This is a genomic window from Amycolatopsis sp. YIM 10 (assembly GCF_009429145.1).
Taxonomy (GTDB): Bacteria; Actinomycetota; Actinomycetes; order Mycobacteriales; family Pseudonocardiaceae; genus Amycolatopsis.
On the sequence record NZ_CP045480.1, the window covers coordinates 8,518,197 to 8,538,371 of the forward strand.

23 protein-coding genes are annotated in these 20,175 nt (G+C 70.2%); 4 read left to right on the forward strand and 19 right to left on the reverse strand.

Annotated elements, in window-relative coordinates; translation table 11 throughout:
• Positions 1–65 precede the first annotated feature (65 nt).
• The 9 genes from YIM_RS39625 to YIM_RS39665 all read right to left on the reverse strand — a co-directional run bounded on the left by YIM_RS39625 (position 66) and on the right by YIM_RS39665 (position 8,346).
• On the reverse strand, positions 66–986 hold the full coding sequence (locus YIM_RS39625; RefSeq protein WP_153035241.1) for a S8 family peptidase: 921 nt from the start codon (positions 984–986) through the stop codon (positions 66–68).
• 60 nt (positions 987–1,046) lie between these two features.
• The gene (locus YIM_RS39630; RefSeq protein ID WP_153035242.1) at positions 1,047–1,811 is read right to left on the reverse strand and encodes an SDR family NAD(P)-dependent oxidoreductase; all 765 of its coding nucleotides are present in this window, start codon (positions 1,809–1,811) and stop codon (positions 1,047–1,049) included.
• A 3-nt stretch (positions 1,812–1,814) separates the two neighbouring features.
• Complete coding sequence (locus YIM_RS39635) at positions 1,815–3,263, reverse strand: mannitol dehydrogenase family protein (RefSeq protein WP_153035243.1); 1,449 nt, start codon at positions 3,261–3,263, stop codon at positions 1,815–1,817.
• Entirely contained in the window at positions 3,251–4,054 is an 804-nt protein-coding gene (locus YIM_RS39640) for an Ldh family oxidoreductase (RefSeq protein ID WP_153035244.1), read from the reverse strand. The genes YIM_RS39635 and YIM_RS39640 overlap by 13 nt, the downstream gene beginning before the upstream one ends.
• A gap of 99 nt (positions 4,055–4,153) precedes the next feature.
• Positions 4,154–4,921 carry an ESX secretion-associated protein EspG gene (locus YIM_RS39645; RefSeq protein WP_228005077.1) on the reverse strand — a complete coding sequence of 256 codons (768 nt, stop codon included), beginning with the start codon at positions 4,919–4,921 and terminating at the stop codon, positions 4,154–4,156.
• Between the two features lie 29 nt (positions 4,922–4,950).
• Complete coding sequence (locus YIM_RS39650; RefSeq protein ID WP_153035246.1) at positions 4,951–6,390, reverse strand: hypothetical protein; 1,440 nt, start codon at positions 6,388–6,390, stop codon at positions 4,951–4,953.
• Positions 6,391–6,403: 13 nt separating this feature from the next.
• Entirely contained in the window at positions 6,404–6,958 is a 555-nt protein-coding gene (locus YIM_RS39655) for a DUF3558 family protein (protein WP_153035247.1), read from the reverse strand.
• Positions 6,955–7,485, reverse strand: a complete 531-nt coding sequence (locus YIM_RS39660) for a hypothetical protein (protein ID WP_153035248.1) — start codon at positions 7,483–7,485, stop codon at positions 6,955–6,957. The genes YIM_RS39655 and YIM_RS39660 overlap by 4 nt, the downstream gene beginning before the upstream one ends.
• A gap of 168 nt (positions 7,486–7,653) precedes the next feature.
• Positions 7,654–8,346, reverse strand: coding sequence for a response regulator transcription factor (locus YIM_RS39665; RefSeq protein WP_153035249.1), 693 nt, complete (start codon positions 8,344–8,346; stop codon positions 7,654–7,656).
• A gap of 298 nt (positions 8,347–8,644) precedes the next feature.
• On the opposite strand from YIM_RS39665, the gene YIM_RS39670 reads away from it, so the two are divergent.
• Complete coding sequence (locus YIM_RS39670) at positions 8,645–9,103, forward strand: ANTAR domain-containing protein (RefSeq protein ID WP_153035250.1); 459 nt, start codon at positions 8,645–8,647, stop codon at positions 9,101–9,103.
• A gap of 16 nt (positions 9,104–9,119) precedes the next feature.
• Here the strand turns inward: YIM_RS39670 and YIM_RS39675 are convergent, their stop codons facing one another.
• The 3 genes from YIM_RS39675 to YIM_RS39685 all read right to left on the reverse strand — a co-directional run bounded on the left by YIM_RS39675 (position 9,120) and on the right by YIM_RS39685 (position 10,760).
• Positions 9,120–9,413 (reverse strand): WhiB family transcriptional regulator, encoded by a 294-nt coding sequence (locus tag YIM_RS39675; RefSeq protein ID WP_113698167.1) that lies wholly within the window; start codon positions 9,411–9,413, stop codon positions 9,120–9,122.
• Between the two features lie 61 nt (positions 9,414–9,474).
• Complete coding sequence (locus YIM_RS39680; protein WP_153035251.1) at positions 9,475–10,434, reverse strand: aldo/keto reductase; 960 nt, start codon at positions 10,432–10,434, stop codon at positions 9,475–9,477.
• Complete coding sequence (locus YIM_RS39685) at positions 10,431–10,760, reverse strand: L-rhamnose mutarotase (RefSeq protein ID WP_153035252.1); 330 nt, start codon at positions 10,758–10,760, stop codon at positions 10,431–10,433. The genes YIM_RS39680 and YIM_RS39685 overlap by 4 nt, the downstream gene beginning before the upstream one ends.
• Positions 10,761–10,827: 67 nt before the next feature.
• On the opposite strand from YIM_RS39685, the gene YIM_RS39690 reads away from it, so the two are divergent.
• Positions 10,828–11,520, forward strand: coding sequence for a FadR/GntR family transcriptional regulator (locus YIM_RS39690; protein WP_153035253.1), 693 nt, complete (start codon positions 10,828–10,830; stop codon positions 11,518–11,520).
• Positions 11,521–11,611: 91 nt separating this feature from the next.
• Here YIM_RS39690 and YIM_RS39695 read toward each other — a convergent pair whose 3' ends face one another.
• Genes YIM_RS39695 through YIM_RS39720 form a run of 6 tightly spaced genes read right to left on the reverse strand, consistent with a single transcriptional unit; the run spans position 11,612 to position 18,069 of the window.
• Positions 11,612–12,625 (reverse strand): ABC transporter permease, encoded by a 1,014-nt coding sequence (locus tag YIM_RS39695; RefSeq protein WP_153035254.1) that lies wholly within the window; start codon positions 12,623–12,625, stop codon positions 11,612–11,614.
• Positions 12,622–14,118, reverse strand: coding sequence for a sugar ABC transporter ATP-binding protein (locus YIM_RS39700; RefSeq protein WP_194239903.1), 1,497 nt, complete (start codon positions 14,116–14,118; stop codon positions 12,622–12,624). The genes YIM_RS39695 and YIM_RS39700 overlap by 4 nt, the downstream gene beginning before the upstream one ends.
• On the reverse strand, positions 14,115–15,149 hold the full coding sequence (locus YIM_RS39705) for a sugar ABC transporter substrate-binding protein (protein WP_228004309.1): 1,035 nt from the start codon (positions 15,147–15,149) through the stop codon (positions 14,115–14,117). The genes YIM_RS39700 and YIM_RS39705 overlap by 4 nt, the downstream gene beginning before the upstream one ends.
• Before the next feature lie 30 nt (positions 15,150–15,179).
• Entirely contained in the window at positions 15,180–15,920 is a 741-nt protein-coding gene (locus YIM_RS39710; protein ID WP_153035256.1) for an SDR family NAD(P)-dependent oxidoreductase, read from the reverse strand.
• Complete coding sequence (locus YIM_RS39715) at positions 15,917–17,215, reverse strand: enolase C-terminal domain-like protein (RefSeq protein WP_153035257.1); 1,299 nt, start codon at positions 17,213–17,215, stop codon at positions 15,917–15,919. Before YIM_RS39715 ends, YIM_RS39710 begins: the two co-directional genes overlap by 4 nt.
• Positions 17,215–18,069, reverse strand: coding sequence for a fumarylacetoacetate hydrolase family protein (locus YIM_RS39720; protein ID WP_153035258.1), 855 nt, complete (start codon positions 18,067–18,069; stop codon positions 17,215–17,217). Before YIM_RS39720 ends, YIM_RS39715 begins: the two co-directional genes overlap by 1 nt.
• Positions 18,070–18,303: 234 nt before the next feature.
• On the opposite strand from YIM_RS39720, the gene YIM_RS39725 reads away from it, so the two are divergent.
• The gene (locus tag YIM_RS39725; RefSeq protein WP_153035259.1) at positions 18,304–18,576 is read left to right on the forward strand and encodes a hypothetical protein; all 273 of its coding nucleotides are present in this window, start codon (positions 18,304–18,306) and stop codon (positions 18,574–18,576) included.
• Between the two features lie 4 nt (positions 18,577–18,580).
• Here the strand turns inward: YIM_RS39725 and YIM_RS39730 are convergent, their stop codons facing one another.
• On the reverse strand, positions 18,581–19,396 hold the full coding sequence (locus YIM_RS39730; protein ID WP_153035260.1) for an SDR family oxidoreductase: 816 nt from the start codon (positions 19,394–19,396) through the stop codon (positions 18,581–18,583).
• A gap of 71 nt (positions 19,397–19,467) precedes the next feature.
• Between YIM_RS39730 and YIM_RS39735 the strand changes: the two genes are divergently transcribed.
• Positions 19,468–20,172, forward strand: coding sequence for a TetR family transcriptional regulator (locus YIM_RS39735; RefSeq protein WP_153035261.1), 705 nt, complete (start codon positions 19,468–19,470; stop codon positions 20,170–20,172).
• The last annotated feature ends 3 nt before the right edge of the window (positions 20,173–20,175 follow it).

Consider the following 20,175-nt stretch of genomic DNA (forward strand, 5'->3'; position numbering starts at 1 on the left):
TAGTCCCGCAGACCGGGAGTTGAAGTCCAGGTGATGGACATCATTCACCGTTCGGGTTGCGCGGGTTATCCGGGCGTGAGTGTGTAGAGCAGGCGATTCGGCGTCCCCGCCGGGACCCCGGTCAGCTTGTCCTTCGTGGCCGCGTCGACCACTGCCTGAGCCGCCTGCGGAGCTGTCGCGCCGGGGTGCAGGGCCCGGTAGAGCGCGGCCGCGCCGGTCACGTGCGCGGCAGCCGTGGACGTGCCCGAAAGCACCCGTACGCCACCGTCAGCCGTGGGCGACGGAATCGATACACCGGGTGCGTACAGGTCCACCGACGCGCCGTGGTTCGACGATCCGGCTGCCCGGTCCTGCTGGTCCGACGAGGCCACGGTGAGCACTTCGGGCACCCGCGCGGGTGAGAAGTTGCCCGCGTCGCTGGCCGACCCACCGGCCGGCACGGCCACCGGCACCACCGCGGCCAGGCCGCGCACCGCGTTGTCGATCGTGGTGTTCGGCGCGCCACCCACGCCGAGCACCGCCACCGCGGGCTGCACCGCGTTCTGCCGCACCCAGTCGATCCCGGCCACCACGTTCGACACCGTGCCGCTGCCGTTGTTGTCCAGCACCCGCACCGGAACGATCTTCACGTCCTTGGCCACGCCGTACTTCTCGCCGCCGATGATCGCGGCCAGGTGCGTGCCGTGGCCGTTGCCGTCGGCCGGGTTGGTGTCGCCGTCGATGAAGTCCTTGCCCGCCAGCACCTGCCCGGCGAGGTCCTGGATCGGGCTCACGCCGGTGTCGATCACGTACGCGGTCACCGTCTCGGCGCGCGTTTCGTACCGGTACAGCTGGTCGAACCCGGTCCGCTGGTCGATCCGGTCCAGGCCCCAGCTCGGCGGGTTCGGCTGCTCGCCCGGCCCCGCCTGCGCCGGCGTGGCGATGGCGAGCACGGCGGCGAGAACGGTGGTGGACACGGCTGCGGCACGTGCTCGGCGAAGGGTCATGAAATCCTTTTACGCGGACTTGACACCGAAGGCCACCTACCAACGGCTGGTCAGCGCTCGTCAATAGAGCACGTGCTTGCCGCCGTCGACGATGACCGCCTCACCGGTCACCAGGTCCATCATCAGCACCCCCAGCACCGCCTGCGCCACGTGCTCCGGACCGGAGATCTCCCGCAGCGGCACGACTTCCCGCTCCGCCCTGGCGCGTTCCTCGAAGGCTTCGGCGCCGTGCAGGCCGGTCTGCCAGCGGGTGGCGACCGTGCCTGGCGCGATCGCGTTCACCCGGACGTGCGGCGCCAGGCTCACCGCGAGGTTGCGGGTCAACTGCAACAGCGCGGCCTTGCTGACGCCGTAGGCCACCGAAGAACCACCCGCCCGGTATCCCGCGATCGAGGCGACGTTGACCACCGCGCCGCGGGCTTCGGTCAGCGCGGGGGCGAACGCGCGCACGCAGTGGAACGGGCCGAGCAGGTTCACGTCGAGCACCTGGTGCCACACCTGGTCGGTGAGCGAGTCGAGATCGGCGTGCGGCACGCGGAAAGTGGTACCGGCGTTGTTGATCAGCACGTCGACCCGGCCGAACCGGTCGAGCACCCGCCCGGCCAGCGCGCGAACCTGGTCGTCGTCGGCGACGTCGGCTTGTTCGGCCACCGCGTCGCAGCCTCGCTCGGCCAGCTCAGCCACGGTCTGCTCGGCATCTTCGGCCGAGCGCGAGTAGTTGACCACCACGCCACTCGCCCCGGCTTCCGCCAGTGCCAGCGCCGTCGCCCGGCCGATCCCGGTGCCACCGCCGGTCACCACGGCCACCGTTCCGTTGAGCCGCACGCTCTAGTTCCTTTCCGCCACCGCCCGGCGCACGGTCCGCCGCACGCCGTCCGACCGCAGTCCGTCCAGTGCCTCGGCGATCAGGTCACGGAAGATCTTCGACTCCCGGAGGTCCTCCGGGCAACCCCGCCATGCGCCGAGCAGCCGGTCGACGTCCGGCGCGGCGGCAAGTTCCCGGCTGTCCTCGTCGAGCGCGCCGGTCTCCTTGGCACCACGCAGGAAACTGATCCAGCCGGCGATGCCGAGGCAGATCAGCCGTGGCTCGCGACCGGCGGCGAGCAGGTCACGCGCGGGTTCGAGCAGGCGCTGCGGCAGTTTGCGCGCACCCTGCCCGGCGATCTGCCTGAGCCGGTGGTCGATCCGTGGCGTGGCGAGGCGCCGCACGATCCGTTCTGCTTCCTCGCCGTCCCCGTTTCCCAGGCTGGGCCCCGTTTCCGCGCGCACGAGCGCCTGGATGTACTCGGCGAAGTCCTCCTCGCGCACCAGTTCCGCGGTGGTCTCCAGCTCGGCGAGCAGGCCGAGATAGGCGATCGCGGAATGCGTTCCGTTGACCAGCCTCAGTTTTCGTGCCTGCGCGGCGGCGATGTCCGGCACGAACCGGGCGCCGACCCGGTCCCACGCCGGTCGCGGGCCGTCGAACTCCTCGATCACCCATTGCCGGTAAGCCTCCCCGGCCACCGCGGCGTGATCGCTGAGCCCGAGCCGCGCCTCGACCTCACGCAGGCAGTCGCCGGTGGGGGCCGGTACGATCTGGTCGACCACAGTGGACGGAAAGGCGACGTGGCCGTCGATCCAGTCGGCCAGTGCGGGATTTCCGGCCAGCGCGCAGAAATCCCGCGCAAGTCCGGCCACGAGCTTGCCGTTGTCGAGCAGGTTGTCGCAGGAGAGCACGGTGATCGGCGCGTCCTCGCCACGGGAACGCCGCGCCCGCAAGCCATCGACGAGCTGGCCGATCACCGTTCGCGGAGTGCGACCGGCCAGGTCCGCGGTCAGCTCCGGATCGTCGCGCCGGAGCCGGTTCGTCGCCGGGTCGTGGCGGTAACCGGCCTCGGTCACGGTGATCGTGACGATCCGGCATTCGCTCGAGGCCAGCATGGCGCGCACTTCGTCCGGCCGCTGGTAGAGCACGTCGCGCACCGCGCCGACCATGCGGAAGCGTTCGTTGGCCCCGCGTTCGACCACTGTGTACAGACCGTCCTGCGGGTTCAGCGCGTCCGCCGCGCCGGGCCCGCGGTAGCTGACCCCGCGGATCGCCCAGTCGCCCGGCTCGACGAGCAGCGCCTGCTCGGTCAGCACCGCCTGGTGCGCGCGGTGGAAGGCGCCGATGCCCAGGTGCAGGATGCCCGCGCCGATGTCCTCGCCCTGCACGCTGTCGAGCAGCTCCGGCCGTCGCTCACCCAGCGTCCTCCGGCTCAGCCGCGGCACGGCCATCGTGTCACCTATCCGTTCCATCCCGACGAAAGTGCCCTGAGCCGGGCCAGGTCCGGACCCGGGATCGGCACCCCTTCCGCGACACGGCGGCGGCGGATCAGCTCCTCCGGCTCACCGGGCGCTGTGGAAAGGCTCTCACAGAACGATTCCGCCTGTTCCCGGAAAGTTCCCGGGTTGAGGAAGGCGGCGATGTCGACCGCCACCAGCACGGTACCGGAATCGCCGTCGTAGCCGGGAAAACCACGCAGGCCGTGCCCGGAGAGCAAACCACCCACCAGGGTGGCGAAAATTTCGGCGCCGGGCAGCGCGGCACCGTCGAAAACCAGTGGCTGCCTGCCGGTGGCGCGCGGCAGCGCCCACGCCAGCGGGGCGCGCTCGTTGTTGCCGAAGGCGAAGGCGACCAGTCCGGTGTCGGCCAGCGCTCCGACGTATTCGCCGAGCCTGCCCACGTCGTTGCCGTCGCGGATGGCCGCCACGCCGCTGCCGTGGTCGACGGTGAGCACGCTCAGCTCACGCACCGCGTGCCCGGCGGCGAGCTGCCCGAAGGCGCGGTGCCCGTGCACCACCACCGCGCCGGGCCGCACCACTTCCGCCTTCGGGCGCGCCCGCGGATCGATCTCGCCCGAGCGGACCTGCGGGACGTAGTTCAGCAGCCGCCGCACCCCGAGAGCGTCGTGGCCGAGCAGGTTGGACCGGACCAGTGAACCGGCCACGATCGCCGCGTGCGCCGGCGGGGTGCCCGCCACTTCGAGGATGTCCGCGGCCAGCGCGTGCAGTTCGGCGGCCGGGAGTACTCGCTCCGGGTTGTCCATACCACCCCGTCCTCGGCGCTGAACAGCGGGGATGGCGATTTTGCCAGGTCGGGCACCACTTTGGGAAGCACTTACTGGCCTGTCCTTTGTGGACAGAGCTCAGCGGGCGCCGGCGATCCGCTCGTGGATCCAGCGCCGGAGGTGGCCGCCGTCCGACGGTACGAAGTGGCGGCGCTTCGAGCCGTCGGAGAGCTTCTCCCCGATGATCACGAACCGGCCGCCCTCGGTGTCGAACAACTGCACCCCGCCCATCGCCTCCAGCCTGCCGTCGCGGCCGCGCACCCACAGGTCGAACACCCCGAACCGGCCGATCGGCCAGCTGAAGAAGGCCTGCACGGCGCGGTGTTCGGGCGGTTCGGCCTCCCCGTAGGCGTCGATCAGCTCGTGCGGGTCGATCTCGTCCTCTTCGACCGGTTTCACGCGCTTGGCCTGCTCGGTCACCGCGATCGGGCGCAGGTTCACCGGGTTCAGGCGCGGCAGGTAGCGCAGCAGGCCGGAGACCAGGTCGTCGGCGTGGCAGGCCTCGAAGGAGATCTGGTCGCCGACCTGGCCGCTGAGCACCCCGGCCAGGTGCTCGGAGACGGCCCGGTAGCGGATGTCGCGCTGGCCCTCCTGCTGGGTGAGGCGGCCGGTGATGAGCACCTCGGGCCGGTACCAGACGCGGAGCAGGTTCTCCACGTCCGGGTCCAGCTTGTCGCCCTTGGCCAGGCGGGCCTCGCGCAGCGCGCGCCAGGCGTCCTCGCGGACGCGCTGCCGTTCGCCGGTGGTCGAACCGGCGTAGGGCACCTCGAACGGCGGCGGGACCAGCGCGGTGCCGAAGCGCTCACCGAGCACGTCGATCACTTTTGTGGGCAGCCAGAATTCCATCGGCACGGCGGACTCTCGGGCCTCTCGGATCAGGAGCCGATGACCGGCGGCACCGGCTTGGCGCCGTCGAGGCCCTCGGCGGGCTTGGCGTCGAACAACTCGTCGGGGTCCTCGCCCTGCAGGTAGTCGGGGCGCTTTTTGTCCTTGTCCTCTTCCTTGCCCCGGCCGGCACCGGCGGGCGCGCCACCCATCCCGGCGCCCGGCTTGCCACTCGCGGTGGAGGCCGCGGCGGCGGCACCGCCGCGCATGGTGCCTTCCTTGGGCGGCACGCCGCCGGAACCGGAGGACTTGCCCGCACCGGCCGCCTGCTCGCCACCTGTTTTCGGCATCCCGCCCGCGGGCGTGCCGCCGAGCCGCCCGGCCGCCCCGGCCGAGCCCTTGGGCGGGGTGTAGGTGCCGCCGCCGGACACCCGCGCACCGGCGCCGGGGTTGCCGAACTTCATGCCGCCGGTGGGTTTGGGCGCGCGGTTCTTCTCGGAGCCGAGGCCGCCGAGATTGCCCCCGCCGACCTGGCCCGCGATGGCGGGCGGGGTGGTCCCCTTGAAGCCGCCGCCCGGAGGCGTGTTGGCCGTGCTGATGGGCGCGGGCCCGCCGGGGGTGTACCCGGGGGCGGAGCCGGGCCCGGAGCCGACGTAGCCGCCGCCGGGCAGCCCACCGGTCGGCCCGGGCGTGCCGCCGCCGACCACCGACGGTCCGGAGATCGGCGTGCTGGGCTGGCCACCCCCGAGCGTCGGCGGCGCCGCGAACGAGGGTTGGGTGGAGCCGGTCTCGTAGAGGGTGTTGTCCATGTTGTGCATGACCTGCGCGGCCTGCTGGTGGGCGGCCTGGGAGGCTTCCTGCTTGGCGCTCATCTCCTCGAGCGCCTTGACACCCTGCATGTTGGAGGCGAAGCCGCCGCTCTGGAAGGCCTGCTGGGCCTTGGCCATCTCTTCGGCCTGGTTGAAGGGCACCGGCTCGGGCATCGAGTTCTGCGCATTGACCACCGCCGCCGACTGCTGCGAATACCGATTCGACGCGAGGTCTACGCCGTGGGCCGTGCTGTCCACCCATTCCGCACTCTGCTTCACGAACCCATGAACCTGAGCTGCGCCTTCACCCTGCCAAAGAGCCTGCTCATTGTTGACGGCTGAGGTTAGGTCGTCGCTGAGCGTCTTGAGCGCGTCCCTCGTTCGAGCCAGAATGCGCCCCTGCTCGTCGATCGCGCTGCCGTTCCCCGAATGGGCCATGTCGTAGAGCGCCTGGTGGTCGCGGGCCAGATACTCCTGGCTCGAAGTGGAAAGACCTTCGCGGAAGGTCTGATCACGCATGAGGGCCTGACCACGCGCGATCGAGTACGCCTCGGCCGTCGCCTGCGCGTCATGCATTGCGGTCGGCTCGGCGAAGATGTTGCCCTGGCCGCCGCCAGCGTCGGTGTACGCCTTCGTGTACACGTCGGCTTCGTAAGCTGGCCCCGTCGTCCCCTCGGCCATTACAATCCCCTTTTCAAGCTTTCGGCAGCAGAGGTTCGACTGCCTCAGCAAGTTTCCCGGCTTCTTGACACGCTTCGTCGGTTGACCCACCGGTTCCAAGGACTACCGTGACCCCAGTTCGGGCCTTCTCCGCTACCTCGAAAAATATCTCACAGGTGCCGCCGTCCTCTTCATCGCGCCCTTTTACTTGCTTGGCGCTGCGCCCGTTCAGTCGCGCATCGTAGGTTCGTGCCGGATCGCTGCGCAAGTCACCGAGTCCCTGTTTGTCGTCTAGGTCCAAGGCCACTGCGAAACTGGTCTTCTCGGAGGCGCAACCGTTGTGACTACCGGCATTCTGCACATAGCCAGGCTTGAAGCCTTTCCCTTCGAGGGCCTTATCAAGGACCTCACACGCCTTGATGCCACCGAAGACGTCGGCCCCATCGACCGGCGGATTCGATCCCGAGCTCGGCACTGCGGAGGTGCCACTATCGCTGGTCGGCAAGGCTTGCCCGTTGCTCTTCTCCGAGCAAGCCGACAATGTGGCCAGCAGAGTGATACCGACCAAAACGTAGGATTTGCGAATCACCCGAGATCGACCGCCTTGAACGCGAGACTGCTCTGTTCGTCTTTTTCATTGTAAGACTGCATGGCGACCTCGATACCTTCTCGCAGGTCACGTAACCCTGTGGCCAGGAGATCAAGGTTGGGTATCAACGACTGCGGATCCCCTTCCATGACCCTCAGATCATGGTCGGCAACCTCTTTGGCATAGTCGCCTGTTCCGATCTCAGGATGAGTGGCCAAGCGGAAAACATCTCGTTCCATGCCAGGCCACGTCTCATCCACGTACTTGGTGATTGCCGCGATGAACCGCTGCCCGGCGCCAGGCTCGATAGCGAACCCGCCCCCGGCAGGTCCGGCTTGAGCGAGGTCCTTGATCCTCTGCGCATCGGCGTTGAACCTCTCGACCGAAGCCTTGTCCATCGGATCCAAGGCGGTAAGCGCCTGACTGAGGAAGCTGTTACCCGCATCCCCCGCCGCGGGAGGCGCTTGTGGCGGGCCCTGCCCTTTTTCGGCGTCAGACGCCTCGTCTGCCTGGAAGCCCTCAGCCATAGCTGCCCTTGCCCTCCCTGAAGACCCGTCCCCGGCGACCGCTTGTGTTCAGCCCAACACGCTAGCAGTCAGACCCTGGTGAAGGGAGCGTTCCACCAAAGTGCCGCCCCCGTCACCCAAGGGAAAACCCAGTTCAGCGCCTCGTCACCCGGTCGGGCGTCGGGCATCTCACGGAACCGGGCCCTTCCGCAGGCCCGAATGGATGCGGGGCTGCATGCCCGCCGCGCGCGCCAATGAGGCGGCTTCCAGGCGGCTGTGCACCTTGAGCTTGCTGAAAATATTGTGCGTGTGCGTGCGCACCGTGTTCACCGACAGGAACAGCTCCGCCGCGATCTGGCTCCCCCGCTTCCCCTCCACTATCCCCAGCAGCACATCCCGCTCCCGCGCGGACAGCACATCCAACGGCCCGTTCGAGTCACGCACCCGCTGCACGTCCGCCCGCAACTCGGCCAGGACGAAACCCAGCAGGTCCGGCGAAAAGTACGCCTTGCCACCGCACACCCCGTGCAGCACCGCGACCAGGTGCTCCGTCGAACTGTCCTTCCCCACCCACGCCGTCGCGCCCCAGCGGGCCGCGACCACCGCCTGGACCGGGTCGTGAGAACCCGTCAGCACCACGATCCTGGCGTCGGGGGCGGCCGCGCCGAGACGACCCAGCAGGTTGGCCGTGGCCGGTCCGACCGGCTGGATGTCCACCGTGATCACGTGCGGGCGCGACCGGGCCACCGCATCGACCAGGCCCGGGTCCGTGGTCGAGCTGCGGCCGACCACCAGCAGGCCACCCACCGCGGACAACTTCGCCGCCAGCGCCTCCGCCAACAGCTCCTGATCATCGACAAGAAATGCACGCACCGGATTCACCCGAACACCCTGCGACACCACGCCGTGGTTGTCCTCATCCAGTTGCACGAGAATCACGGACTAGTCCGCCTGGCCGGACCCCGATTCCGGCCCGGACGCGGGGATCTTTAAAGTGGACCCCGTAAGCGGTTGAGCAAGCAGCCGCAGCGAGACGCTGCGTGCCGTGCTCCCGCTGAACCCCAGCCGCACGTCACCTCGTCAGCCAGCACGCCTGCCGACCGAGGGGAGACTCCATGCCCAGGACACCGCACCGCCGACGTTTCCCCACGCACTGAGCCGGGGCGGGCACCGCGAAGTGGTGGCTACCGAAGACCACGGCGCCGGGGACCTGCAGCGCCGGGTGAAAGAACTCCAAGCGGAACTCGACGGGCTCCGCCGTGCCCTGCGCAGCCGCGCCACCATCGAACAGGCGATGGGCGTGCTCGTGGTGGCGCACCGCTGCACCCCGCAGCAGGCCTTCCGCCTGCTGATCCGGTTGTCGCAGCAGCACAACGTGAAACTGCACCGGGTGGCGAACCTGCTCGTCCAGCTCGCCGCGAAGGCGGAGACCCACCAGCTCGAGGCGATGCTCAAGCAACCGGCGGACGAGGGCACGGAAGAGGCGGGATCCGTGGCCGGCGAATTCGATACTGCTCTCGTGGCGGTGGCCCGAAAGCTTGCCGACGGTTCCCCGGAAGCCGTTACGGAGCTGCACAAGCTCCTGCTGGACCGAGGCTGGATCCCGCCCTACACCGTGCTGGCGGCGGCGATGGAGTGACTCCCCCGTGGCCCGCTCAGGCCACGGGGAGTTGCCGCCGCCGGGCGATCGCCTCCCGCCGCTCGCTCTCGTCGAGCCCACCCCACACACCGAACGGTTCCTCCACCGTCAGCGCGTGGTGCCTGCACTCCACGATCACCGGGCAGCTCTGACAGATCTGCTTCGCCCTGGCCACCCGGTCGGCACGGGCGAACCCGCGCTCCCCGTCCGGGTGGAAGAACATCGAACTGTCGAAGTTCCGGCAATTCCCCTTGCGCTGCCACTCCCAAGTCTCCGCGACGGGCTCGGGGAGCCGAGACGTGTCCGCCATGAAGATCACCTCCGCCATCAAGCTGGGTCGCTGACGGCGTGTTACCCACTTCCCCCGATTGCTACACCTCCGCCCGCGAGCCCGCGTCCGGACGGAGCAATCCGGCCTCGGTCAGCTCGGCCCACAATGCCGCCGGGACCGGTCGCCGGGCCCTGGCGAGATTGGCGCTGACCTGCGCCGGGGATTGCGCGCCCAGCAGTACCGAGGCCACCGCGGGGTGCCCCGCGGGCAGCGCGATCGCGGCCTGCGGCAGTTCAACTCCGTGTCGCGCGCAGATCGCCGCGATCCGCTCCGCCGTGGCGACCCGCTCCGGCGGAGCCTCGGCGTAGTCGTACATCCGGCCCGGCGACGGCGTGGCCAGGATGCCGCCGTTGAACACCCCCGCCGCGACCACCGCCACCCCGCGGTCACGGCACAACGGCAGCAGCTCGTCCAGCGCGGGCTGGTCGAGCAGGGTGTACCGGCCGGCCACCAGCACCACGTCCACGTCCGCGCGCCGGACGAACTCGGCGGGCATCTCCACCTGGTTCATGCCGACGCCGACCGCGCCGATCACGCCCTGGTCCCGCAGCTCGGCCAGGGCGGGCAGCGCCTCGTCCAGCGCGGCCGCGAAGTGCGCGTCCGGATCGTGCACATAGACGATGTCCACCCGATCGAGGCCGAGCCGGGACAGGCTCGCCTCCAGCGACCGCAGCACCCCGTCCCGGCTGAAGTCCCAGACCCGGCGGTACGCGGCGGGCACATCGAAGCCTTGGTCGTCGCGACGGCCGACGCCGGCGGGGTCGGGCACCAGCAGGCGGCCGACCTTGGTGGACACCACGAACTCGTGTCGCGGCAACCCGGACAGCGCGCTGCCGAGCCGCCGTTCCGACAGCCCGAGTCCGTAGTGCGGCGCGGTGTCGAAGTAGCGGACGCCTTCTCCCCAGGCCCGTTCGACGGTCGCGGCGGCGGCCGAGTCGGTGATCGCGGTGTAGAGATTGCCGAGCTGGGCGCAGCCGAGCCCCCACCTGCCGAGCTTCACGGCAGCTCCCACACCAGGCCGAGGCCCGAGTCCCGGCCGGAGTAGTCGTCCTCGACGGCGAGCAGCGCGGCCATCCGCTCCTGCCACGCCACGTTCGCCGGGTGCTCGCGCAGCGCGTTCCTCATCGCGGCGTAGTCGTCGGTTTCCACCACGTGGAACAAATCGAGGCCGTCGCGCCAGATCCGCCACGAGCGCACCCCGGCGGCACGCAGCGCGGCGTTCAGCTCGGGCGGGATCACCGCGTGCACGCGGTCGTACTCGGCTTCCATGCCCGGCTTCAACCTGGTGTGCAACGCGACGCGCTGGGGGTGGTGGGGTACCGCCATCGTCCGCCTCCTGTCGTGGTTATCTGGGCAGCGAAACATCCGAGGTTTGCACGGAGCGAGGGGCGCCATGCCGGTCACCGACGAGGCCATCGACAAGATCAAGGGCATGATCATCTCCGGCGAGCTGGCCCCTGGCGACCGGCTGCCGAAGGAGGCCGAACTCGCCCAGCGCCTCGGCCTGTCCCGCAGTTCGCTGCGCGAGGCGGTCAAGGCGCTGTGCCTGATCCGCGTGCTCGACGTCCGCCAGGGCGACGGCACGTACGTGACCAGCCTCGAGCCGAACCTGCTGCTGGACGCGATGACCTTCGTGGTCGACTTCCACCGCGACGACACCGTGCTCGACTTCCTCGCCGTGCGCCGGATCCTGGAACCCGCCGCGACCGCGCTGGCCGCGCAGCACATGGCCGAGGCCGACATCACCGAGCTGCGGAGGCTGCTCGACGAGCTGGAGGACGCGCCGACGGTGGAGGCGCTGGTGGCCAACGACCTCGCCTTCCACCGGAAGATCGCCGACGGCTCCGGCAATCCGGTGCTGTGCTCGCTGCTGGACAGCCTGTCCGGGCCGACCACCCGCGCCCGGATCTGGCGCGGCCTCACCCAGGAGGGCGCGGTCGCGAAGACCAGGGAGCAGCACACCGCCATCTACGAGGCCATCGCCGCCCGCGAACCGGAGCTCGCGCGCTCGTGGGCCACCGTGCACGTGGCCGGGGTGGAGCAGTGGCTGCGCAACGCGCTGGGCACCGCCGAGCACCCCGTCTGAGCCCGCTGGACCGCCGCGGCGGCTCGCCCCGCCGGGCAGGTCGGCCGAGCCGTAACCGCATGCGCCGCCGGGGGATCCGGCCGAAGCCGCCTCACGTCTGGGGTTTCCCGCCGGTGAAGCGCGCGATCATCAGCGCGATCAGGATGATGCCGCCGTAGAGCGCCTGGATCCAGAACGAGGGCACCTGCGCCAGCGTCAGCATGTTCTCCACCACCGCGAGCAGCAGCACCCCGGTCAGCGCGCCGAACATGGTGCCCCGGCCGCCGTCGAGGGAGATGCCGCCGATCACCGCGGCGGCGAACACGGTGAAGATCATGCCGTCGCCCTGGTTGGCGTTGATCGCGCCGACGTACCCGGTCATCACCAGGCCGCCGAGCGAGGCGAGCACCCCGGCCACCACGAAGACCAGCCAGGAGATCCGGTCGACCCGGATGCCCGCGGCCCGCGCGGCCTCGCGGTTGCCGCCGATCGCGTACAGCGCACGGCCGACCCGGTGGTACCGCAGCACGAAGCCGGTGATCGCGTAGGCAGCGGCGGCCAGCCACACCGACGCGGGCAGCCCCAGGAACGTCTCGGTGGCCAGCGCGAAGAACGCGTCCGGCATCTCGAACAGGGTCTTGCCCTCGGTCAGCCCGACCAGCACACCACGCAGCACGATCAGCATCGCCAGCGTCACGATGAACGCGTGGAGCTGGAGCTTGATGATCAGGAACCCGTTGAACGTGCCGATCGCGGCCCCGACCAGCACGATCACCAGCAGGCCGACCGGCGTGGGCAGCTCGGTGCCGAAACCGGCGGCCAGCGCCGGGATCACCAGCATCGCGCCGAGCACCGGCGCGATGCCCACGGTGGATTCCAGCGACAGGTCGAACTTGCCGGAGATCAGCACCAAGGATTCGCCGAGCACCACCAGCGCCAGTGCCGCCGAAGCGCCGAGAATGCTGATCAGGTTGTCCGTGGTGAGGAACCGGTCGTTGACCAGCCCGCCGACCACCAGCAGCGCCCCGAGCGCGGGCAGCAGGGCGAGTTCACGCAGCCTTGGCAGCTGCCGCCGCCGTGGCGCGGCCGCCGCGGTGGCCTGCTGCCTGGTCGCCGTGTCGGTCATCGCTGCACCCCTTCGATGTCGGCCACCAGTTCGCCGTCGGACCAGCCCGCCTGGTGCTCGGCGACCAGCCGGCCGGCACGCAGCACCAGCACCCGGTCGCTCGGCCGCAGGTCGTCCAGCTCGTCGCTGACGATCAGCACCGCCTTGCCGTCGGCACGCACGCGGTCGACCACCGCGAGCAGCGCCTCCTTCGACTTCACGTCCACCCCGGCGGTCGGATTGATCAGCACCAGCAGTTCGGGATCGGTGGCCATCGCCCTGGCCAGCACCACCTTCTGCTGGTTGCCACCGGACAGGTCGGACACCGGCTGGTCCGGTCCGGCCGCCACCACGCCATAGTCCGAAATGGACTGTTCGGTGCGCGACCGGCGCACGGCGGGCGGTGCGGCGCCCGCGCGGCCGAGCCGGTCGAGCACGGTCATCGTGGCGTTGTCCGCGACGGACAGCCCGAGCACCAGGCCCTGTTGGTGGCGATCCCTCGGTACACAACCGATCCCGGCCGCCAGCGCGGCGCTGACGTCACCGGCGGGCAGCGGCCGCCCGGCCACCCGCACCGAACCGGCGGCCGGGACGCGCAGCCCGTAGATCGTTTCGGCGACCTGGTGCTTGCCGCTGGCGTTGCTCCCGGTCAGGCCGAGCACTTCACCGCGCCGCAGGCCGAAGGACACGTCCTCGAACGAATCCCCGGTCAAGCCCTCGACTTCGAGCGCGAGTTCGGTGTCATCCGGCAACGGTTCGCGCGCGGCGCCGTCGGCGACCGAAAGGCCGCCTTTCTCCCCGGTCATCGCGTCGACCAGCTCGGCGCGGCCGATCTGGTCGACCGGGGCGGTGAGCACGTGGCGCGCGTCGCGCAGCACGGTGACCGCCTGGCAGACCTCGTGCACCTCCTGCAGGTGGTGCGAGATGAACAGGAAGGTCACCCCGCCGTCCTGCAACTCGCGCATGCGCGCGAAGAGCCGGTCGATCGCCTGGCTGTCCAGTTGCGCGGTCGGCTCGTCGAGCACGATGAACCTGGCGCCGTATGACAACGCGCGCGCGATCTCCACCAGCTGGCGGTCCTCCACCGAAAGCTCACCGGCGGTCAGGTCCGGATCGACCGAGACCCGCCACGACTCCAGCAGGTCCGCCGCCTGCCGACGCAGCTTCGACCAGCTGATCACGAACCGGCCGGTCGGCTGCCGGTTGAGGAACAGGTTCTCCGCCACGGTCAGGTGCGGGATGACCGTGGAGTGCTGGTACACGCAGGCGACCCTGGTCCGCCACGCCTCGCGGTCGGCCACCGGCGGCGCCGGGGCACCGCCGAACTCCACCCTTCCGGTGTCCGGTTTGGACAGTCCGGTGAGGATGGAGACCAGGGTGGACTTGCCCGCCCCGTTGCGGCCGACCAGCGCGTGCGACTCGCCTGGCCGCACGGTCAGGCTGACGTCGTGCAGCGCGGTCGTCGGCCCGTACCGCTTGCCGACGCCCAGCACGCTCGCGACCGGGGCGTTCACAGCTGGTTGCCCCACAGGCCCTGGTCGTCCACGTTGTCCTTGGTCACCACGGGCGCGGGCAGCTGGTCCTCCAGGATGCCGGGCCGGGTTTCCACGATCACGCTGCCGTGATCGGTCGGGCCCGGCTTGAACACCTCACCGGCCATCGCCCGCTTCACGTAGTGCAGGCCGTACTTGGCGTAGTCGTCGGCGGGCTGGGAGACCGTGGCGTCCAGCTCCCCCTTGCGGATCGCTTCCAGCTCCTGCGGAATTCCGTCGTTGCTGACCAGCACCACGTGCTTCGGGTCGCCGACCGGGAAGAAGAGGTTCTTGCGCTGCAACGCCTGCACGGTCGGCGCCAGATAGGTCCCGCCCGCCTGCATGTACACCGCCTTGACGTCCGGGTTCGAGGTGAGCACGCCCTCCAGGCCGGAGGCGGCCTTGTCCGCCTTCCACTCCGCCGGGACCTCGAGCACCTGCAACGCCGGGAACTTGGTCTTCACGCAGTCGCGGAAGGCTTCCGAGCGCTCGCGCCCGTTCACCGAGGCGAGATCACCCATGATCTGGACGACCTTGCCCTCCTTGACCTTTCCGCCGATGTGCTCGCACGCCTTGACGCCGTAGGCCTTGTTGTCCGCGCGGACAACGATGGCCACCTTGCCGCCCTCGGGCGCCACGTCCACCGCGACCACCGGCACGCCCTTGCGCTCGGCCTGCTCCAGTCCGGCGACCACGGCCGCGGAGTCCAGCGGCGTCACCACCAGCCCCTTGACGCCCTGGTTGAGCAGGTTGTTCAGATCGGTGATGAGCTTGGTCGGATCGCTGTTGGCGTTGACCGTCGGCAGGATCTCGACGCCTTCACCGGCGGCCATCTGCGGCACGTAGTTGTTGTAAGCCTGCCAGAACGGCGAGGTCAGCAGCGGCACCGTGGCGCCGACCGTGCCGCCCTGCCCGCCACCGCCCGCCGGAGCGGCACTATCCTTTGTGGAGCCACAAGCGCTCACGGTCAGCAAGAGCACCGCGGCCGCCGCCCTGATCAGGTTCTTCGACACCGCATCCTCCTTGATGCCAGGCGAACAAAGTCAGTTGACCGGCCCACGGGGCCGGAGTCCGTACATGCCGCCGTCCACGGCCAGCGCCGTACCGGTGGTCGAGGCCGCCGCCGGGCTCGCGAGATAGGCGATGGCGCCGGCCACCTCGTCGGCGGTGACCAGCCTGCCCATCGGCTGCCGCGCGGCGAGCGCGGCGCGTTCGGCCGCCGGGTCCGCCGCCGCGTCGAGCAGCCTGCCCACCCACGGGGTGTCGGCCGTGCCCGGGCAGACACAGTTGACCCGGATCCGGTCCGGCAGGTGGTCGGTGGCCATCGCCAGGGTCAGCGCCAGCACCGCGCCCTTGCTCGCCGAGTACAGCGCGCGGTTCGGCAGGCCCTGCCAGGCCGCGATCGAGCAGGTGTTGACGATGACCGCCGCGTCGGACCGGCGCAGGTGCGGCAGCGCGGCGCGGCTCACCCTGGCCATGCCGACCACGTTGACGTCGAGCACCCGGTGCCATTCGTCGTCGTCGTTGGCGGCGATGTCGCCCTGCGCGCCGATCCCGGCGTTGTTGACCAGCACGTCGATGCCGCCGTGCCGCTCGGCGACCGCTTCGATCGCGGCCCGTACCTGCGAGTCATCGCTTACGTCGCAACGGAAACCCTCGTCACCGGGGTTGAGGTCGAGCACCGCGACCTTCGCCCCGCGCGAAGCCAGCAGGGCGGCGGTCGCCGCGCCGATGCCCGAAGCGCCGCCGGTCACCACGGCGACGCGGCCGTCGAAGTCAGTCATGCGTTCTCCGTCCATTCGGGACCGTCGGGGAACCGGAACCGCCGCAGGGTGGCGTCGTGCATCCGGGCGGAGAAGCCCGGCTCCACCGGCGCCAGGTAGCGGCCGTTCCGGACCCGTGCCGGATCGGTGAAGTGCTCGTGCAGGTGGTCGACCCATTCGATGGACCGGTCGGCCTCGGTGCCGGAGACCGCCACGAAGTCGAACATGGCCAGGTGCCGGACCAGCTCGCACAGCCCCACCCCGCCGGCGTGCGGGCAGACCGGCACGCCGAACTTGGCCGCCAGCAACAGGATCGCCACGTTCTCGTTGACCCCGCCGACCCGGCTCGCGTCCAGTTGCAGCACCGAGATCGCCCGGGCCTGCAACAGTTGCTTGAACACCACGCGGTTCTGCACGTGCTCACCGGTGGCCACCCGGATCGGCGCGATGCGCTCGGCGATCGCCTGGTGCCCGAGGATGTCGTCCGGTGAGGTGGGTTCCTCGATCCAGTACGGGTCGAACGGGGCCAGCGCGCCCATCCAGCGCACCGCGGCGTCGACGTCCCAGCGCTGGTTGGCGTCGACGGCGATGCGCACGCCGTCGCCGACGGCCTCCCTGGCCAGTTTCATCCGCCGGATGTCGTCCTCGAGATCACCGCCGACCTTCAGCTTGATCATGTCGAAGCCGTCGTCCACCGCCTGCCTGGCCAACCGGACGAGCTTCGCGTCGGAGTAACCGAGCCAGCCCGGTGAGGTGGTGTAGGCGCGGTATCCGTTGGCCAGCAGGTGTTCCGTGCGCTGCGCCCGGCCCGGTTCGGCGGCGCGCAACAGCTCCAGCGCCTCCTGCTCGGTGAGCGCGTCGGTGAGGTAGCGGTAGTCGACCAGCCCGGCGATCTCCTCCGGGCTCATCTCCGCCAGGAACCTCCACAGTGGACGGCCCGCGCGCCGGGAAGCCAGGTCCCACGCGGCGTTGACCACCGCGCCGAGCGCCATGTGCGCCACGCCCTTCTCCGGGCCGAGCCAGCGCAGCTGCGAATCGCCGACCAGCGCGGCCGACAGCGCGGCCAGCTCGCTCGCCGTCTCGGGCACCGGCTTGCCGACCACGTGCCCTTCGAGCGACTGGATCGCCGCGGCCTGCACGTCGTTGCCGCGGCCGATGGTGAAGGTCAGGCCGTAGCCGTCGGGGCCGCCGTCGGTGTGCAGCACCACGTAGGCCGCCGAATAGTCCGGATCCGGGTTCATCGCGTCCGAGCCGTCCAGTTCCCGCGAGGTGGGGAACCGCACGTCCAGCACTTCCATCCCGGTGATCCGCGCCATCAGGCCGACTCCAGGGTTTGCCGTTGTGTGCCCAGCCCCGCGATCTCCAGCTCCACCACGTCCCCGGCGCGCAGGTACGGTTTCGGCTCCGGCTGCCCGAGCGCGACGCCCTCCGGGGTGCCGGTGTTGATCAGGTCGCCGGGCCGCAGCACCATGAACTGGCTGATGTAGTGCACCACCTCGGCCACGGTGAAGATCATGTCCTTGGTGGTGGACTGCTGGCGCACCACGCCGTTGACGGTCAGCGAGAGCGCGAGGTCCTGTGGGTCGCCCAGGTCGTCGGCGGGCACCAGCCACGGCCCGAGCGGGTTGAAGTTCTCACACGACTTGCCCTTGTCCCAGGTGCCGCCGCGCTCGAACTGGTAGGCGCGTTCGGTGACGTCGTGGGAAATCGCGTACCCGGCCACGTGCGCGAGCGCGTCGTCCGGGCTGTCCAGGTACCGCGCGGTGCGGCCGATCACCACGCCCAGCTCGACCTCCCAGTCGGTGGCCGTGGAACCGCGCGGGATCAGCACCGGGTCGTGTGGTCCGACCACCACGTCCGGCGCCTTCATGAACAGGACCGGTTCGTCCGGGATCGGCGAGCCGGTCTCCTCGGCGTGACGCCGGTAGTTCAGCCCGACGCAGACCACCTTGCCGGGACGGGCGATGGGCGGGCCGATCCGCTGACCGGACTCGCTTGCCGAGGGCAGCTCTCCCGCTTCGACCGCGGCGCGGGCGCGGGAAAGGCCGTCCGCCGCCAGGAAGGCGCCGTCGATGTCGGCGGTGAGCGGACTCAAGTCGTACAGAACTCCTCCGGCCGACCGGACAAAGGGCCGTTCGACTCCGGGCTCACCGAGGCGCAGCAACTGCACAGGTCTTCCTTCCTCGAGCAGACATCCGATGTATACCGCACGGCATGGGGTCAGTTCTAGAGGAGGAGCCAACAAACCGGCAGATTGATCCGATCAGTCAGCGGCCAACGCTTTCGGCACCTCAACTCCAGCACGCGGCGGCGAGCGCGGACAAGCCCGCGTTCCGCCAAACCGGTGGCCCGATCGGGACGAACGGGCTACTTTCGGCCGTTCAACCGACTGGGGGTCGACAAGATGAAGAACACCGTTCGCAGATTGGGTCTCACCGCCGCGGCCGTGTCCGCCGTGGCCGGGCTGTTCGTCACCGCACCGGTGGCCTCGGCCGGGCAGGCACCACCGGTGCTGGCGCCGATGAGCCCGTCGAACTGGGATTCCACCCATCCCAACGAGTTGTCCTGCCAGCTGGCCGGGCAGCGGCTGCAGTTCACCAAGCCGGGACTGACCTTCCGCTGCTTCGTGATGGGCAACCCGCCGCGCTGGGAGCTGTGGGTCAACCAGCCGTGGTGACCGCTCAGACGGTGCGCTTGGCCACCGCGCTGACGATGCGCTGGTAGGCCGATCCCAGCACCCTGGGCATGGCGTCGAGCAGGTAGGCATCCGGACCGACCAGGATCTTCGCCTGCTCGCGCCGCACCCCGCGAAGAATGATGCGCGCGGCTGATTCCGGTGTGGTGCCCGCGATGCGGTCGAACCGTTTCGCGGCACCCTCGGCGTCGCCGTCCGGAACGCCGCGCGCGTCGCGGGCGATGTTGGTCTTGATGCCGCCGGGGTGCACGCAGCTCACCCCGACCGGGTGCCGGGCGATGCGCATTTCCTGGCGCAGCGCCTCGGTCACCCCGCGCACGGCGAACTTCGTCGCGTTGTACGCCGACTGGGTCGGCACCGCGATCAGGCCGAACACGCTGGAGATGTTGACCAGGTAGCCGTCGCCGGACTCGATCAGGTGCGGCAGGAACGCCTTGCTGCCGTGCACCACGCCCCAGAAGTTGATCCCGACGATCCAGTCGAGGTCTTCCCAGCGCATCGAGGCGAAGTCCGCCATCAGCGCCACCCCGGCGTTGTTCACCACCAGGTTCACCCGGTCGAAGTCGGCGCGCACCGCGTCGGCGTGCTCGAGCACGGCCTGGCGGTCGGCCACGTCGAGCACGTAGGACCGCGCTTCGGCACCGGCCTTCTCGCACAGCGCCGCGGTTTCCGCCGCGCGCGTGCTGTCCACATCGGACACCGCGAGCCGGGCGCCGCGGGCGGCCAGGTTCAGCGCGAGCGCGCGGCCGATGCCCGAGCCCGCACCGGTGATCACCGCGACCTTGCCCGCGAACTGGCGCATGCCCTGCTCCTTCGACCGGATCCGTTTATGGGGTACTGCCGGTACCTGTTACCTGAAGTACTATCCAAGGCATGCCGGAGGGTGTCAACCGGGTCGACGGCCGGTCGGAGCGCTGGCGAGCCCATCGGGTGGCTCGCCGGGCGGAGTTCGTCGACGCGGCCTTCGCGGCACTGGCCGAGCACGGCCCGCGCGCGGGCATGGCCGAGATCGCCGCGGCCGCCGGTGTGTCGAAACCCCGGCTGTACCGGCATTTCGCGGACAAGGCCGAGTTGTTCGGCGCGATCGTCGACCGCACCTCGCGCATGCTGTGGGAACGGCTGGAGCCCGCGCTGACCGAGCCGGCGCCGATCCACCAGCGCGTCCGCCAGGCGCTTGAGGCCTATCTGGGCCTGGTCGACGAGCACCCGCAGGTGTTCCGCTTCCTCGGCGCGCGGCGGCGGCTCGAACTCGGCGACGGCGCCGACCCGGTGGCCGAGGACAAGAAGGTGCTCGCGGCGGTGATCGCGACGATCTTCACCGACGAGCTGCGCGCCAGGAAGGCGGACAGCGGTGGCGCCGAGGTGTGGGCGCACGGCATCGTCGGAGCGGTCGAGGCCGCCACCGAGTGGTGGCTGGAACGCCGCACGATGAGCCGGGAGAGCCTGACCGAGTACCTCACCGTACTGCTGTGGAGCGCGGTCGACGGCGCGCTGCGCACCGAGGGCATCGTGCTCGACCCCGACCAGCCGGTCGCGGTCAGCGAACGAACCCTGCGACTGCTGTCCGAACACGACTGAAAG